This window comes from Paraburkholderia sp. RL17-347-BIC-D (genome assembly GCF_046027915.1).
Lineage (GTDB): Bacteria > Pseudomonadota > Gammaproteobacteria > Burkholderiales > Burkholderiaceae > Paraburkholderia.
Genome location: NZ_JARESS010000098.1, coordinates 1 through 14397 on the forward strand (window position 1 = coordinate 1; position 14397 = coordinate 14397).

15 protein-coding genes and 2 pseudogenes are annotated in these 14397 nt (G+C 58.0%); 13 read left to right on the forward strand and 4 right to left on the reverse strand.

Annotated features, from left to right (window positions below; genetic code table 11):
- Window positions 1-200 (reverse strand): annotated as a pseudogene (locus P0D96_RS45920) (hypothetical protein); the annotation flags it as partial.
- A 1-nt stretch (window position 201) separates the two neighbouring features.
- Here P0D96_RS45920 and P0D96_RS45925 point away from each other — a divergent pair.
- The 4 genes and pseudogenes from P0D96_RS45925 to P0D96_RS45940 form a co-directional block, all read left to right on the forward strand.
- Window positions 202-812: pseudogene (locus P0D96_RS45925) on the forward strand (transporter substrate-binding domain-containing protein); the annotation flags it as partial.
- A gap of 487 nt (window positions 813-1299) precedes the next feature.
- Complete coding sequence (locus P0D96_RS45930; protein ID WP_408320788.1) at window positions 1300-1671, forward strand: DNA-binding protein; 372 nt, start codon at window positions 1300-1302, stop codon at window positions 1669-1671.
- Window positions 1668-1985, forward strand: a complete 318-nt coding sequence (locus P0D96_RS45935) for an RES domain-containing protein (protein ID WP_408320790.1) — start codon at window positions 1668-1670, stop codon at window positions 1983-1985. Before P0D96_RS45930 ends, P0D96_RS45935 begins: the two co-directional genes overlap by 4 nt.
- A gap of 44 nt (window positions 1986-2029) precedes the next feature.
- The gene (locus P0D96_RS45940) at window positions 2030-2194 is read left to right on the forward strand and encodes an RES domain-containing protein (protein ID WP_408320792.1); all 165 of its coding nucleotides are present in this window, start codon (window positions 2030-2032) and stop codon (window positions 2192-2194) included.
- A gap of 75 nt (window positions 2195-2269) precedes the next feature.
- Here the strand turns inward: P0D96_RS45940 and P0D96_RS45945 are convergent, their stop codons facing one another.
- The 3 genes from P0D96_RS45945 to P0D96_RS45955 form a co-directional block, all read right to left on the reverse strand.
- Window positions 2270-2605, reverse strand: coding sequence for a YbjQ family protein (locus P0D96_RS45945; protein ID WP_408320793.1), 336 nt, complete (start codon window positions 2603-2605; stop codon window positions 2270-2272).
- 858 nt (window positions 2606-3463) lie between these two features.
- Window positions 3464-4003: a hypothetical protein gene (locus P0D96_RS45950; protein ID WP_408320795.1), complete on the reverse strand. Its 540-nt coding sequence runs from the start codon at window positions 4001-4003 to the stop codon at window positions 3464-3466.
- 254 nt (window positions 4004-4257) lie between these two features.
- Window positions 4258-4560, reverse strand: coding sequence for a hypothetical protein (locus P0D96_RS45955; protein ID WP_408320797.1), 303 nt, complete (start codon window positions 4558-4560; stop codon window positions 4258-4260).
- 1958 nt (window positions 4561-6518) lie between these two features.
- On the opposite strand from P0D96_RS45955, the gene P0D96_RS45960 reads away from it, so the two are divergent.
- The 9 genes from P0D96_RS45960 (at window position 6519) to P0D96_RS46000 (ending at window position 14139) form a co-directional block, all read left to right on the forward strand.
- Window positions 6519-7541, forward strand: coding sequence for a ParM/StbA family protein (locus P0D96_RS45960; RefSeq protein ID WP_408320799.1), 1023 nt, complete (start codon window positions 6519-6521; stop codon window positions 7539-7541).
- Window positions 7538-7858 carry a hypothetical protein gene (locus P0D96_RS45965; protein WP_408320801.1) on the forward strand — a complete coding sequence of 107 codons (321 nt, stop codon included), beginning with the start codon at window positions 7538-7540 and terminating at the stop codon, window positions 7856-7858. Before P0D96_RS45960 ends, P0D96_RS45965 begins: the two co-directional genes overlap by 4 nt.
- A 1235-nt stretch (window positions 7859-9093) precedes the next feature.
- The gene (locus tag P0D96_RS45970; RefSeq protein WP_408320803.1) at window positions 9094-9318 is read left to right on the forward strand and encodes a hypothetical protein; all 225 of its coding nucleotides are present in this window, start codon (window positions 9094-9096) and stop codon (window positions 9316-9318) included.
- Window positions 9315-10244: a site-specific integrase gene (locus P0D96_RS45975; RefSeq protein ID WP_408320805.1), complete on the forward strand. Its 930-nt coding sequence runs from the start codon at window positions 9315-9317 to the stop codon at window positions 10242-10244. Before P0D96_RS45970 ends, P0D96_RS45975 begins: the two co-directional genes overlap by 4 nt.
- Window positions 10228-11190, forward strand: coding sequence for a hypothetical protein (locus P0D96_RS45980; protein WP_408320807.1), 963 nt, complete (start codon window positions 10228-10230; stop codon window positions 11188-11190). Before P0D96_RS45975 ends, P0D96_RS45980 begins: the two co-directional genes overlap by 17 nt.
- Window positions 11175-11297 (forward strand): DUF4224 domain-containing protein, encoded by a 123-nt coding sequence (locus P0D96_RS45985; protein ID WP_408320809.1) that lies wholly within the window; start codon window positions 11175-11177, stop codon window positions 11295-11297. Before P0D96_RS45980 ends, P0D96_RS45985 begins: the two co-directional genes overlap by 16 nt.
- Before the next feature lie 309 nt (window positions 11298-11606).
- Window positions 11607-12506 carry a tyrosine-type recombinase/integrase gene (locus tag P0D96_RS45990; RefSeq protein ID WP_408320810.1) on the forward strand — a complete coding sequence of 300 codons (900 nt, stop codon included), beginning with the start codon at window positions 11607-11609 and terminating at the stop codon, window positions 12504-12506.
- 324 nt (window positions 12507-12830) lie between these two features.
- A complete protein-coding gene (locus tag P0D96_RS45995) occupies window positions 12831-13904 on the forward strand; it encodes a tyrosine-type recombinase/integrase (protein ID WP_408320812.1) in 1074 nt (357 codons plus the stop codon).
- Window positions 13905-13944: 40 nt separating this feature from the next.
- A complete protein-coding gene (locus P0D96_RS46000) occupies window positions 13945-14139 on the forward strand; it encodes a site-specific integrase (RefSeq protein ID WP_408320814.1) in 195 nt (64 codons plus the stop codon).
- Window positions 14140-14397: the final 258 nt, after the last annotated feature.

Here is a 14397-nt window from a genome sequence, read left to right on the forward strand (position 1 = left end):
CGCTGCTACGTGACTGCGCATGCGCCGCCTGTCCACGACCGTCGTCGCGCAGTGATTTTCCGACGATGACTTCGAACCAGCCGTCCTGCCGGCTGCTGTGTCCGGCCAGGCTGCTGTATCCGCCGTCGATCCCCACGGAGCGCACTGAAACGGTGCTGCGTAATAGCGCATCGGCCCGTGGTGAGATCTGGGGACCGCCGTTCAGTAGATCTTGCACGGGAATTCGCGAAGCGATTGGCAGTCGAGCTCGAGCTGGTCGTATTTGACTCTGCCGGAAAATCCGTCGAGGCCGTGAGCGACGAACGGACTGATATTGGTTTCTTTGCCATTGATCCACTGAGAGGGGCGAGCATTGCCTTCACCGCGCCATACGTCTTGATCGAGGGCTTCTATCTGGTCAGGGAGGAATCGACGATCCGGACGAACGAGGACGTCGACAACACAGCCAATCATGTTGTCGTTGGCAAGGGCAGCGCATACGATCTTTTTCTTTCGCGCGAACTCAAGCACGCGCAAATCGTTCGCGCGCCTACATCGCCCGCTGTGGTTCAGACCTTTATCGAACAGGGCTCGGAGGTGGCTGCCGGGGTCAAGCAACACTGGAGGCTGATGCCTCCAGGAACCACGGCCTTCGATTGCTGGGCGAACGGTTCATGGTGATTCAGCAGGCAATGGGCGCCCCGAAGAGCCGCGGCGACGCTGCCGCGGATATTCTCCGGCAGTTTGTTGAAGACATGAAAGCAACCGGGTTTGTGGCTGCTTCTCTGACAACCCATGGCATTGTCGGCGCGTCAGTCGCACCGGTTGCGTGATCCCGTAAGTCGAACGCGGGGACGGTCCGCACCTGCGGCAATCGAGGTTTGACAGCGGCGGCCGCGTCGGATGCTCCCGGATCGTTCAGCCTTCGGGAGTCCGTTACCTGATCTAGGCAGCCGTTCGAATGTCCGCTGGCAAGCGCCGCCCAATGTCCGTAGATGGCCGACCGGCCGGCGCCGGCCCTGCAACCACGGACCCATCGCACGGTTGACGGTTCGTTCTCCCCGCTCCCCTTTGTTCACCGCTGATCGGCCTTCGGCCGCCGCGATGCCCAAGCGCGGCTCCTCGACCTCGAGGCTGGTCGGCGGGTCGCGGGCCAGTTCAGAGTTAAAGTGACCAAAGTTCAGAGTTGGGACAATTTCGACATTTGCAACGTCAGTGCCGCAAGTTCCGAGCCGAACTCCGGCGCGCATTGTGGAGCGTTGAGCTATGCGCAAACTGTGCGTATAATGTGCTTGTACAGTTCGCTACTTGGAGCGCCCCATGCGCGCCATTGCCTTTGCCGACGTGCTTGAGTCCGCACGGGAAGCGGGAACGTCCCGTCTATCCGCCGCCAACCTCGCCAACGTTTTGGGCTTGCAGCAGCAAGACCTGGCAACCTTGGCGGGTGTTCATCGCAACACGCTGCGCACCCATCCTGAGTCGCCGAAACTCCAGTCCACCTTGCGCGACCTCATGCGCGTGCTGTCGGCAGCTGTGGCGGTACAGCCGGACTTCGAGCGAGCGCTGTTTCTCGTCAAGAACCAGCCAATCCCCACGTGTCGCCATAAGACTATCCTGCAACTGCTCCAGGACGGGCGGACTGAGGATGCGATCGACTATCTGGAGTCGATCAGTGCAGGATTTGTTGGATGATCCTGACGCACTTGCCGGCGGGCACTGTGCTTTGCCGCGCACATACACCCCGCTGGGCCAGCCGGCCGGCCAGTGGAGCGGGCGCCGCAGCGAAGGGCGGGCGCTTCAACCGTGAAGGTGTCGAGGCACTGTATTTGTCGCTGGAAGAACTGACGGCGCTGCGCGAGTACCAGCAGACCTCGCCCTTCCTGCCACCCTGCACGGTCTGCTCCTACACCGTCGCGCTGCGTGATCTGGTCGACCTGCGGCAACTCCACCGCAGCCTCTTTGGGACGACCTTTGGCACGACTGGCGCGAGGATTAGCGGCACCTGAAATTCGAGCTGCACATCGAGCCCCCAACCTGGGTTCTCAGCGACATGGTTCGGGAGCAGGGCTTTACCGGCATTGTGTTTCCCAGCCAGACCCACGAGAGCGGTACAAACGTCGTGGTGTTTACTGACCGCCTCGGAGATGGCAATTCGATCGAGGTCAACGACCCACATGGCCAACTTCCGCGGGACCAGGCAAGTTGGCCGCGCTGAAGACCTCTCTGAGGCTCATGCCGCTGGCAAGTTAGCAACGTGGCTGTGCCGTCGGATTCGTTCAGCACACACTTTTTAGTGTAGCGACGTCGCGTGGACGGCCGTCCCGTAACACAGTACTTCTGTGATTCCTCTTGCTATTTCTGTTGCGTCGTAGCGCATTCCGATGATGCCGTTCGCTCCTAGCCCTTCAGCTTGGGCAAGCATGCGTTCGTATGCATCTTGTCGCGCTCGCTCACATAGCGACGTATACAGTGAAATGTTTCCACCGAATATTGTCTGGAGGGATGCTCCGAGCGCCCCGACTATGGATCGCGATCGAACGATGATGCCCCGAGCTACTCCAAACGATCGCTCTATCCTGTAACCCGGAAGTCCGAACGCCGTCGTAACCATATTTCGTTCCATCATCGTAGTCTCCGATCGAACTGAGATAACTCACCAGGCGGAAAATCAGGGCGTAGGCGACGAACGGATTGGGCACCCTTGAATATTCGCAGCCTCTAGTCGCCCAGTTATTTCACTCCAATCGATTCTAGAGGTCCGGGCGCCCCGGTCGCCATTTTTCACTAGTGAACATCCCCCAACCGTGCTGCGCCACCCCGCCGCGCTACTTCGGCAGGATGATCTTCGGCAGTGTCGTCCGCTTGCTTGGCCTCGGCCTTCTTTGGAACGTCGCCGCCCTCCTCCGGGCAATGTCGGCCAATGAAGGGGTCGATAGCCCCAACTAACGGGGGCCCTTCGTTTTCAGACAATTTCACAATGGCAAAAACGAAAGCAATTTAACGCTTCTTTCTAGAAGATTTCTCACTGAGCAAAGCTGTGTTCCCGATTACAGTGAACTTTTATTTCACGGTGTTAAAGCTTCATTACGTTTAATGGGCGCATCGGCGCGGTGATGACTCGGCATTAGCAGGATTGTGTTTAATGCGTATTAGCTGGCACTCGACCATGGGAATGGTTCTCCGGGGCGAGTTGAACCCCAAGCCTGCGCCTCGCCACGAGAAGACGGCTATCAAGTCGGGAATGACGACAGGACCTGACACTGTCTGTCGAGTGAAGTGCTGCTGTCTACACATCAGTTGAACCCAGACAAACCCACATGCGTTGCTATTGCACTTTCGTGGCCATTGACCGGATATTGACGAGACATTTGACCGTTAGCGATGCACGCGCATGAATTTGCGTTCAGCAATCTGGGCATAACACTGGAGTTGCGCCAGTTATGCGGCGCATCCACCGACTCAAGGTGGCATCTACAACATCAATCTAGTGGAGTCCTGATGAAGCACTTAAGCAAGCTCGCTGCATATTTATTTCCACACGACAGCGGCGATATTTCGCACAGCTGTTGCGGTCGCCTACAGTTCTCCAAGCTTCATCGAACTCCTCAGCGTTTTTGATTTTCGACCAGTCGATTGGCGAATCGCCCAGCAAGACACGAATCTGACGGTCTTTAGGGAGCAAGGCATTCACTTCGCGTACTTGACGAAAAAGCCCCTCAAAGACTGGGCGATCCCACACATCGTGGGGTTGCGTAGTGTTTTGCCAAGCTTGGCGGAGTTGATTTTCGGGTACGTCTTCTCCCGCAACGAACCGGTCCATCATCCCCTGATAAAGGGAATTGCCGCTTTCAACTACGATATCGTTCACGATGTAAGCAAATCTGGGGTCCCGGATCAGCGAAATTCGGAACGCATAAGCCTGTTTACATCCGTGGCCCCCGTCGCAAATAGCGACGACATTGTTGGATTTGAAAGCTTCGAGAATACCAGTGATCGGATCAATCGGACTTGCAGCTATCGTCATCGTCGTTGGCTCCATCTCTCAGGCGGCAAGCTTTAAGAATCCTTGACCATCGTGCATTGATGACAGCGTGACAGGCGGCAGAGTTCTGCGTGATGCATTTGGGTGGATGTCTGGACCCAACCAATGCGGCCTTCCTATGTGGTTCGACATGAGCTGGATCCCTTAAGCAGAGTGGGCCCGAACAAGCTCGCCCGATCTCAACCGCCAGCGCATTCCTCGATACAGCTCCTGTCGAGGATGATGGGCCGCATCGTTCAATCAGCGATCGGCTCTTCGTCCTCCATCGTATCGGCGGATTCAGCATTCTCAACCCGAGTCAAAACAAACTCGGCGACCGAGTTCCAGTGCCTCAATGCGGTCACTCGCCCGTCTTCCATCACGAACTCGAATGTCCTTTGTGGCCATTTCGGGTTGCGAAACTGAAGACCTTTGAACGGAGTTAAAACTTCTGCGGGAGCCTCTGGAAAGTGCAGCATGAGCTGGTTGTCGCGCCGCAGCTTGACCGAGCACTTGGCGCCGAAAGCAGCCTGGTACGTGCCGGTAAGCCGCTCGAGCACACTTGGCGCAGGCGCATCCGGAATCCACCGGTTGAGTTGGACCTACGCACAAAACTGCGCCCTGCGCCCCACCCGTGTCGCCGTGGCACGGCCCCCCACGCGAATGCCGTGATAGCAGGTGTTAACACAGCGATGACATTCGCGTACACGTGCCCGGACTCCTGGCTCACCATGACCGAGTGCAGCATCTGCCACATCCGAGTCAACGCAGACCATTTTGCTGTCCACCAGCGGTCGACCGGCGAAGGGAGGCGAAGAATGAACGAGTGTCGAAAATCACAATGAATACGGCTGTGTCAGGGTCCGTTCCAATCCGTTTTGATTCGCCCTAGTCTATGCCAGACAAGGGTTTCAAGGATTTCCTCCGCTCCTTGATCTGCGCAATCGACTGCACTAAACGCAACGAGCGAGATGGACACCTTCAGCGGTCGTTTGCCGCTTGCCTGACTATCACCGACGAGTGAATCGCGGAGCACAGGAGTTCATGCCAGTGGCCAAGCGGCAGGAGTTAAAGAAGCGAGCCGGTCGACACCGCGTTGATTTGACACGCCTCATATGGCCCAACTACGCGGTCATCACCCCAGCCCTTCCCTCCGTCTGCCATCCGCCATCTGTCGTCTGTCGGACAAGCCATGCTCCAGCGGTCGTGTAACGCCCGCCGGTGCCGACGTGATGCCGGGATCTATCGAGCAAAGTGCCACTAAGGTGGTACCTAGATCAGTAAAGAGCAAAAAATCCCTTCGCCGAGACAAACAAGTACAACCTATGTGCCACTTATGTTCAATGCACTCGCCAGGATGCGCGGCCGTAGTTAAGCGGGTCTCAACAGCACATACAAAACGTCATTCAACATCGCTGATATAGATATATTTCCAACCAGAGAAAACGGCTGTGTCAGGGATACACGACCGCACGTAAATCGTCGGAACCTCAATACCAAAGAGCCTGAGCGAGATGCCGCCCAGCGCGACCGTCATCCTTATACGCAACGCCGTGCGTGTGACTGCCATCTCAACAGAGGTCCTCCCTTCTTCACGCCGTCATCACGCCGACCACAAACGCGATTCGTCCTGTTCATGCCGGAAATTTTTCGTAGTCGAACGTACTCCTTGGCGCGGAAAATTTCTCTTGCACGCTCAGATCACATCGGTTAATCTTTTCGCTCAAATACCGCCGCACACCGGCATGAGGTTGATCAACCGATCGACCACCCCGATGTAGGAGCACGACTGAGTGCTCATATGAAGCCGAATTGTTTAGGTCAAGTGGTTCGACCTAGCCGTTGACCATGCAATAGCACTCCGTCACCGGGTGGGAATCATTGCAATGCGCGTACGGGCCACCGACGCGCATCGTGTCCGCGTATGAATGATTCATACGTTTCGGGCGACTTTCCCCGAAATCCAAATCCCAACGTAACGTATACGTCTCGCTGGCGTGACCTTTTCACCCACGAGACCGACAGACAAACCGGGCCGGGCCTTTGGCCTAACCGCGCATCAGCAAACTTCGACGCGATGCATCCTCTCTGCGCATTGCGCTCGTCGCTCCGCTGCCTAAAAACAGCGAATCAAAATTCCCCTTCGCAATTCAATCGACTCTAAGGCGTCGCACGTTGGCCGCGCGCGCGACGCTCTCCGTAATTGCATGACCGCGGCAAGTCGTGTTCTCGAGGGGACACGCACGGCACTACGCCGGCCATCTTTCACTCAGTGCATCGACTGATCCTGTTCGCTCAGGCGATGGAGCTTTACCAGTATTACGCTCAATCGGCAGCATCGCTTGCGATTCGCCGGTTGAGCGGCAACATGCAAGACACGCACGACGGACCTAAGCACCCCTTGGCGAATATTCCGGACGCCACTTGCATTGGTGCAAGACAAACCCGCGGGGAGTGCACGTCCACCAGGAACTCTCCACAACTAACCTGATTTTCAACGACGACAGGAGCGCAACTCATGTTTAACGAACCCACCTTTGGGATTCAAAAACCGGTAGCTATCGGGGTCGATGTCGGCTACTCCTCGACCAAGTACGCATTCATGCACGATGGAGAGGTCTCAACCGGGAGCTTTCCGTCTGTTAGCGTTCGCGCGCCGCAGACCGCGTTGACGGCTGGCATGGAGGGAATCGGAGTGCGCGAGGCTGATGTCAGAATCGACCTAGAGGGAGGCGAGAGCTTTCTGGTCGATACGTTGGATAGCGAAGTTGTCTCGACCAGCACGACCCGCAGCGAAAACGACGACTTCGCGACGACCGAAGAGTACCGCACCCTGGTCCTGGCCGCACTCGTCAAGTGTGGCTTCAGGAATATCGACCTGCTGACGTTGGGTCTCCCATTTCACACGTTCCACGCCTACGCGTCGCTGCTGATCAAGAAATTTCGCGGTGTTCACAGCTTTGGGCATGGCACATTCACGATCAACGATGTCGCGGTTCTCCCTCAGCCGCTCGGCTCGTACGCGTATTTGCGCGCGACAGCTCCGGATGCATTTGTGAGCGGGACATCGTGCGCGGTCATCGACTCGGGCTGGGGTACGACGGACACGTTCGTATCTTCGGCCAGCTTTAAAATCGATCGTCAGCGCTGCGGCGGTTTGCCAGGAGGCGCAGCCCTTGTCCTTCGCGAAATTGCATCGCGACTGCAAGCTAACTTTAAAGGGCGCTTCACCAATATTGACCGGATCGACCGTGCGATAGCTCAAGGCACCCCCCTCTATCACAACGGCGAGCAGATCGACCTCAAGCCGTATTTGCAGGACGCCGTTCACGTCACGATCCCGGTTTGCCGGTCGGTTCTTACCACGCTCCGGACAACCGAGGATCTCACCGTATTCGCTGCGGGAGGCGCGGGGCACTACTACCTCTCTACTCTGCGCGACGTACTTGGGTGTAAGGTCAAGCTTCTGGATCAACCCCGTTTTACAAATGCCATCGGTTTTCTACTGGCAGGGCAATCGGCGTGCAAGGCGCGCTCATGAAATCGCACAAAATTCAGGTCACGACAAATTCGGCCGGCCAGCCCAACCTGACCGACCGTCTTGACCGTGAGCCTTCCCCACGGCGGCGCGCAGATCTCATCAAACATCTCGCCGAGCTCGGGGCCATGCTCGAGAGTATCGGGCTCACTAACATCCTGGGCAGCACAACCTCCCGGTCAGACGGCACCAAGATGAGAATAGTGCCGTCTCCCAAAAGCAAACCCATCAAAGGAGAACTGGGAGACGACTTCTTCACCAACGCTCTGGCCGACTACATGCCGGGCTCATCGCGGACCTCTGAAGAAGAACCGTCCTAGGGACTGTTCCCACAGATTCGCATCTTCACGGAATTGCAGCGCGACCAGATCGTTCGTATCTGGAGCAAGGCGGTTTCGATGGATGACAGCGAGGGAAGAAAACGGACCTCAAGCAATCGGAAAATCACGACGTGGATGGACCACCAGGATTCACATGGTTACCGCGGATGCTCGAACAACAATAATGTTCGCACTCTCTCCGGGTCAGGCGGGTAATGGACCACGAAGGCGAGCCCTGTTGCAAAGCCTTGTGCGGTCCGATCGGTGGCTGCCCCCACTCATGGAGAAGGTATATGAAGGCGACAAGACGCGACAACTCGCGCCTCGCCCCCGGCTTCATCCCTGTTGTTCCACCCAACAACCAACCTTCCTGAACCATGGGAATTCGACCGCGAAATGCACAAGCGCAGACTCGAAGTCGAACGCCGGGTTCGTTGCCCCAAAAACTTCCATCGTGTCTTCTCCCGATTCGACACGCTGGACCTCATGCTCCTCGCTTTCATCAATTTCGCGCTCGTTGTCAAAGGATTCAGATAGTGTGAACGGCCCCGAAGAGAAACTGCCTCACCAAGACAGGTACACCGGAGCTGCCATGGAACCGGTTGTGCTCTCCTCGAAGCTTCTATGAACTACCGCGCGATCCCTCGCAGTACGACATGTTGCATCCAGACAACAGCGAAGCAGGTATGCCACAAAATCTTTTTTTACTTATATACTTGTCACCAGCTGCTAGTCCAGCATGAGTCCTCCGGGACACCGCTTCAGAATTAACCTATCAAAGACTGCTCATCCGCCCAGGACGGGCAGCTCATACAAGTAAAATCCGTCTTTTTTCGAAGACGATACCTGCTTCTCGCCTGAGAGGTGGGTTGGCGTTTCCTCCCGACCAGAAAATCATCCAGGCCAATTGCTGGCGTGCTTCGACGTCCCATGCAGAGACATGTTCGACGGACGTGGCGTAGCGTCGTTCGGGCCTGGAGCGCAGAGCAATTGGGATCGCACTTCCGATGTGATCCGCCGCCCCCTCAAGAGACCGCAACTCATCAAGCATGTGCCAGAGCATCCTGCTCGTCACTAGAAATGGCTCTCGCGCCGCAGTCGCTGCCCCTGGTCAGGGCTCCGCATCAACCCGCAAAAGTTCCTGACCCGTCGTCCACTCGTGGCGGCGGCGGCATTAGCCGCGCGGGTTGCATCCCCCCTCGGGGATGCGACACTTCCTTTACAGAGGTCGATGCATGCGCACACGCAACAAACACTCCAGGCTGAACCGGTCACCGATTGTTGATCAGATCCGCCGGTTCACAACGGCCCGCCTGAAGGCGTCGGACAGGCGCGCCTATTCGCTTCAGAAACTCGCCGACAACATCGAAGCGCGGTTTCAGATCAAGGTTCACAAATCGACAGTCCAGCGCTTCCTCAAGACGCTTGGACTGCATTTCGCGTGGGAGAAATCGAAATGACCAGAAAACCGATCTCCGCCGAACAGTTTGCACGCTCACGTATCTCGGCTGTCCTGGCCCTGGGGCAATCGAAGCCTGCGCTTGGCAGTCTGGTCGATAACGTGATCACGTCCGTTGGCACTGCGCGCAACTTCGAGCAGTGCCTGCGGGATTTCCTGCGGTGGCGGATTGCACAAAATGTCAGTATTGACTGGCCAGTCACGCGCGCAGAAATGGAAGCTTACCTGCTTCATGAGAGCTCGCGTTGGCGCCAGAAAACCTTGGATCAGCATCGCCAGGCATTGAGTCTGGTGTTCAGCGTAGCCCTGACTCACTTCGACGCCGAGGTTCCGACTATCACCGAGGGACGGGCATATACGCTTGATGAGATGGAGCGGATCGCAGGTCGTCAGGCACCGCACAATGCGCTCGCAACCCGGATTGCGTTTCACGCAGGTGTCCGGGCCGCAGAGCTGTACGAACTGCGGGAGGCCCACGAACTTGCGCGAGAGCCGAACCGTCCGTGGCGCAATGATCTGTTCACCGGGATGCCTGAGGGCGTCATCTACCGGGTCATCGGCAAAGGTGGGCTGGCGCGCAGCATTCTGATTCCTCTTGAATTGCATGTGCGACTACAGTCTCTGCGGCTCGACACGCCCACCCTCGTCATCGATCGCCAGGTGCATCGAAAAGTACGTTTCCAGGTTGGTGGTGGACAAGCTACTTCGCAATCCTTTTCATCAGCCAGCAATCGGACACTGGGTTTTTCTTACGGGTTCCACGGCCTGCGGCACCGCTACGCACAAGCTCGTCTCGAGACGCTCTTGAGCATGGGCCTGGATCCATTGGACTGCCTGGAGATTTTGTCCCAAGAACTGGGCCACCTCCGCCCTGATATTTCACTTGTCTATACAACCCGGAGAAAGTCAGATGCCACGGAGAACTGATCGTCCGAAAGGGATGCGCGCGCGCCGCGATCGAAACGGGGCAGTCACCTATTATCTGCTGCGCAAGGACGGCTCAAAACTTGTACTGGGCCAGAACTTTGAGCTTGCCTGTGCGCAATGGGTTCACGAACAGCAATCGCGCGTCGCGCTCGCTCGTCCCGCGACTGCAATCGAACTTCTTCACGGCTTTGAACAGTGCTCATTGCCCTTGGCAAGCAGACAGGCCACCGCTCGCCGGCGCAGCGAAATGGAAACACTCCGGGTTTTTTTCACTGAACACGGGGACCCCAAGCTTGAGGAGATCACGGGCGAGGGTGTGTTTCTGCGGTGGTACGGAGGCGCCGTTCGTCCAGGCCAACCCGACTCTGCCATCCGGATGTTCAGGTTGGTGTGGAAATCCGCGTCGAAACTCGGGATCGTTAGCACTAGTTGCCCGTGGAATACCTTCGATTTGCGCAAAGCTCAACTGAAGATGGAAGCGGCGGACGTCGTCCGTCACTTCGCATCGGCCCCACTGTCGGAACTTCTCGAAGACCTTATGGGAAGGACTGCGGTGACCACTGTCGAGTTTCCGGGCGCTGTGGACTCGGACTCCGCAGAACGCCTGCGAGTTGAACTCTCGCATGCTGCATCCCGTGCGGTGATGATGCTGCGTAAGTCCGGTCGCCCTGATCTTGTGGCACCGGTGTATCAACTCGAAATCAACGATTTGCTCGCGCTGCGGAGATCAACTTGCCTCGCACTGATTCGTCCTCCGGGCTCCATTCTTCTGCAACATCAACGCGCCGAAATACTGGCCTCGATCAAGACGAAGACCAAATGTTCTCACGATGCAGATGACGTGAGTGCGTACTTGGCTCAAGGACCACGAGACCAGGAATACGAGCCGATGCCCGTCCTCGCACAAAAAGATTCGCTGGAGGCAACAACATGGCCGACCGACTGATGACGAATGAAGAGCTGAAACGCGTGACCGGCAAACAGCGATATTCAAAGCAGGCCGAATGGTTCCGGCAAAAAAACGCTGTCGTGCTTACCTGGGATACATTCTAGGCCTTGCAGGAGCGTCGGGCCGGGCTCAGGACCGTGTCACTGCCGAGAGACCCGACTCCGCCTGTTTATCTTTTGCGCAAGGGGTGAATCATGAACGCGAGGCGAAGGACCCGGCCCGATGGATTGCCGGGCCGGGTCTACGAGAAAGGCGCGTCGTACTATTGGGTCCGACCCGACAACCGATGGATTCGTCTGTCGAAGGTCCTCGAGGGTGACCTGAAAATGCTCGAACGCCTGGCAGAAGAAAAGCGTCGGTTCTAGCCGGTGTTTGAGGGGCGCGGCAATCTTCCGGCAATCATTTCCACGTACATGGACCAGAAGGCGTCCACCTACGCCGCATCGTACCGTGACGAGTGGAAACGCCGCGGCGAAGGTGTACGCAGTTATTTCCGTGACTGGAACGTTGAACGTATCGACGCTGCAGCCGTTGAGGATTTCCTGCTCAACAACTGGCCGGACAAATTGCCAACCCAAAGAGCAATGAAGGCGTGGCTCTCGACGTTTTTCAGTTGGGCGGTGCGAAAAAAACATGCCATCGTCAACACGACGCGTGAGGTCAAGATCAAAAAACCGAAAAAGCGCAACGTCTATATTCGTGACGACCACTTCATGGCCATCCGCGAATGGCTCCTTAAGTATTCCTTCACTCTGTACGAAGGTACGCCCCAAGCGCGCGAGGTAACCGGGAGCGTGCCCACCGGCCCGATGATGCAATGCATGATCGACCTGTGCTTTCTGACCTGCCAGCGTTCCACGGACATTCGCACGCTGACCTGGGAGCAGATCGACAGCGAGGCCGGCGTGATCCACCTTCTTCCGTCGAAGACGGAAGACTCGAGCGGTGAGGCGGTCGACTGGCCATTGATGCCCGACATCAATGCCGTGCTTGGTCGTGCGAAGCTTCTCGCACCTGCATTTGGCCAGAAGTATGTGATCCGGGACAGGCGTGGCAACCCGAAGACAGATCAGGCATGCCGTGACGCCTGGGAAGGGGCAATGGCACGGGCCGGCCTCGCAGACAAGCCCTATACGATCAAGGATATCCGGGCAAAGGCAATGACGGATGCCAAACGGGCGGGCTATGATCTGGACGCGCTGCAGGTGGCCGGCGCGCACACCGACCGCTCGACGACTCAGGGGTATATCAAATCGCGGGAGGTGCCGGTGTCGACCGTTGTACTGCACCTTCCGCAGGGTGACGCGGCCTGAATATTAGAAATTTCTAATATTCTTTCTGCTTTGACCAAATTTCAGGCACCAAAGAAAAAGCCGCACCGCCTTACGGCGTGCGGCTTTGATCTTGGTCGGGGCGAGAGGATTTGAACCTCCGACCACCTGCACCCCATAACGGTATATGCACGTTCGCCAGTGTCCGCGAGCGTTCGACATATCATGCAACCCATTGATTTACCTAACTTAAATGCATTTTCGTCGTTCGCCAAAGTTCGCAAAATCATGGTGTGATCCGGCGCATTTTCGGGTAGATTTCAGGTACGGGCGGCGCACGTCCGCATCCGGACCAGGGATACCAACATGACAAAACTGACCGTGCGGGATATCGAGGCCGCGATTGCGGCGCAGCGTGTGAGCGACGGCAAGCCACGCAAGCTGACCGCCGACACTGGATTGCGGCTGCGCATCGCCCCCACCGGCACTGCGGTCTGGTGCGTCCTCTACATGATCGAAGGACGTGAGCGCGAATACCGCCTGCCCGAGCCCTACGGGACTGGCAAAGGGCACTGCTCGTTGGCGACGGCGCGCGAGCGGGCTGCCGAAATCCGCGCGCTCGCACGCAGCGGTATCGACATCCAGAAACAGATCGAGGACGCCCGCGTGGCTGCGGCAGACGCGCTGCAGCGCGAGCGTGAAGCGCTGGCGGCACGCGAGCGGCGCCTAACCGTCCGGGCTCTCTTCGAGCGCTGGGCCGAGCTCGAACTCGTGGGCCGCAAGGACCGCGGCGCGGAAACGCGGCGCGGACTGGAAAAGGACGTGCTGCCATCAATCGGCAACCGGTACGCGGATGACATCAGGCGCCGCGACGTCATGGATATCCTCGACACGGTGAAAGCGCGTGGTGCCAATCGCCTTGCTAACCGACTGCTGTCTGAGCTGCGCCAGATGTTCGGCTTTGCGCTGGTGCGCGAGATCGTGCTGGTGGACCCGACCTTCGGCATCAAGAAAAGCGACGTGGGCGGCAAGGAGACTGAGCGCGACCGGGTCATCCGCCTGCTGCCAGGCCGGCTTGCCGCCGCCAATCTGCTGGATTCCACAACTCACGCGGTGTGGGTCATGCTCTCGACCCGCTGCCGCATCGGTGAACTTACCGGAGCGGCGAAGGCCGATATCGACCTCCGGGCCGGCGTCTGGGTTCTGCCTGAGACGAAGAACAGAAAGCCCCACACGATCTATCTCAGCGACTGTGCGAAGCGCCACCTGCAGGCATTACTGGCGTCGTCGGCCGATCCGGTGCGCCTCTTTCCGTCTCATCGGATTGAAGGCACCGTGACACCCAAATCGATCACCAAGCAATTGCATGATCGTCAACGTGGCAAGGAAAAGACCAATGGGACCAAGCTGACCAACACCCTGATGCCTGCCGGGCGGTAACTGGACGCCACACGACCTGCGCCGTACCGGTGCCACGCTCATGGGAGAACTGGGCGTGCGTCCCGATGTCATCGAGAAGTGCCTAAACCACCTGGATGAGAACCGCATGAGGCGGGTGTACCAGCGCGCCGTCAAGAAAGAGGAGCAGATGGAGGCATGGCGCAAGCTTGGCGATCGGCTCGATCTGCTCACGCGCGTGGACGCCGACAACGTGACGATCCTGAAATCCGCGTGACGGTATATTACGGATCCGCCCGCGCAAGCTCCGCGGTGAATCCGCTGTCGTCAGGAGTGTGATCGACGCGACTGACGAGAGCAGGAGACGAACATCGCCTTGCGGCGTGCTCGCGACTGCTCGGGGGGCGTCAGGCTAAACGCATGTTATCTGGTGGGGGGCGGCGGGGGCCCCCCCCCCCCCCCCCGCCCGCCGCCCCCCCCCCCCCCCGCCCCCCGCCCCCCCCCCCCGCCCCCCGCCCCCCCCCCCCCCCCCCCG

Coding starts and splice junctions, on each gene's coding strand:
- P0D96_RS45930 (WP_408320788.1), top strand. CDS start 1,300: ATGCGCGCCATTGCCTTTGCCGACGTGCTTGAGTCCGCACGGGAAGCG.
- P0D96_RS45935 (WP_408320790.1), top strand. CDS start 1,668: ATGATCCTGACGCACTTGCCGGCGGGCACTGTGCTTTGCCGCGCACAT.
- P0D96_RS45940 (WP_408320792.1), top strand. CDS start 2,030: ATGGTTCGGGAGCAGGGCTTTACCGGCATTGTGTTTCCCAGCCAGACC.
- P0D96_RS45945 (WP_408320793.1), bottom strand. CDS start 2,605: ATGATGGAACGAAATATGGTTACGACGGCGTTCGGACTTCCGGGTTAC.
- P0D96_RS45950 (WP_408320795.1), bottom strand. CDS start 4,003: ATGACGATAGCTGCAAGTCCGATTGATCCGATCACTGGTATTCTCGAA.
- P0D96_RS45960 (WP_408320799.1), top strand. CDS start 6,519: ATGTTTAACGAACCCACCTTTGGGATTCAAAAACCGGTAGCTATCGGG.
- P0D96_RS45965 (WP_408320801.1), top strand. CDS start 7,538: ATGAAATCGCACAAAATTCAGGTCACGACAAATTCGGCCGGCCAGCCC.
- P0D96_RS45970 (WP_408320803.1), top strand. CDS start 9,094: ATGCGCACACGCAACAAACACTCCAGGCTGAACCGGTCACCGATTGTT.
- P0D96_RS45975 (WP_408320805.1), top strand. CDS start 9,315: ATGACCAGAAAACCGATCTCCGCCGAACAGTTTGCACGCTCACGTATC.
- P0D96_RS45980 (WP_408320807.1), top strand. CDS start 10,228: ATGCCACGGAGAACTGATCGTCCGAAAGGGATGCGCGCGCGCCGCGAT.
- P0D96_RS45985 (WP_408320809.1), top strand. CDS start 11,175: ATGGCCGACCGACTGATGACGAATGAAGAGCTGAAACGCGTGACCGGC.
- P0D96_RS45990 (WP_408320810.1), top strand. CDS start 11,607: ATGGACCAGAAGGCGTCCACCTACGCCGCATCGTACCGTGACGAGTGG.
- P0D96_RS45995 (WP_408320812.1), top strand. CDS start 12,831: ATGACAAAACTGACCGTGCGGGATATCGAGGCCGCGATTGCGGCGCAG.
- P0D96_RS46000 (WP_408320814.1), top strand. CDS start 13,945: ATGGGAGAACTGGGCGTGCGTCCCGATGTCATCGAGAAGTGCCTAAAC.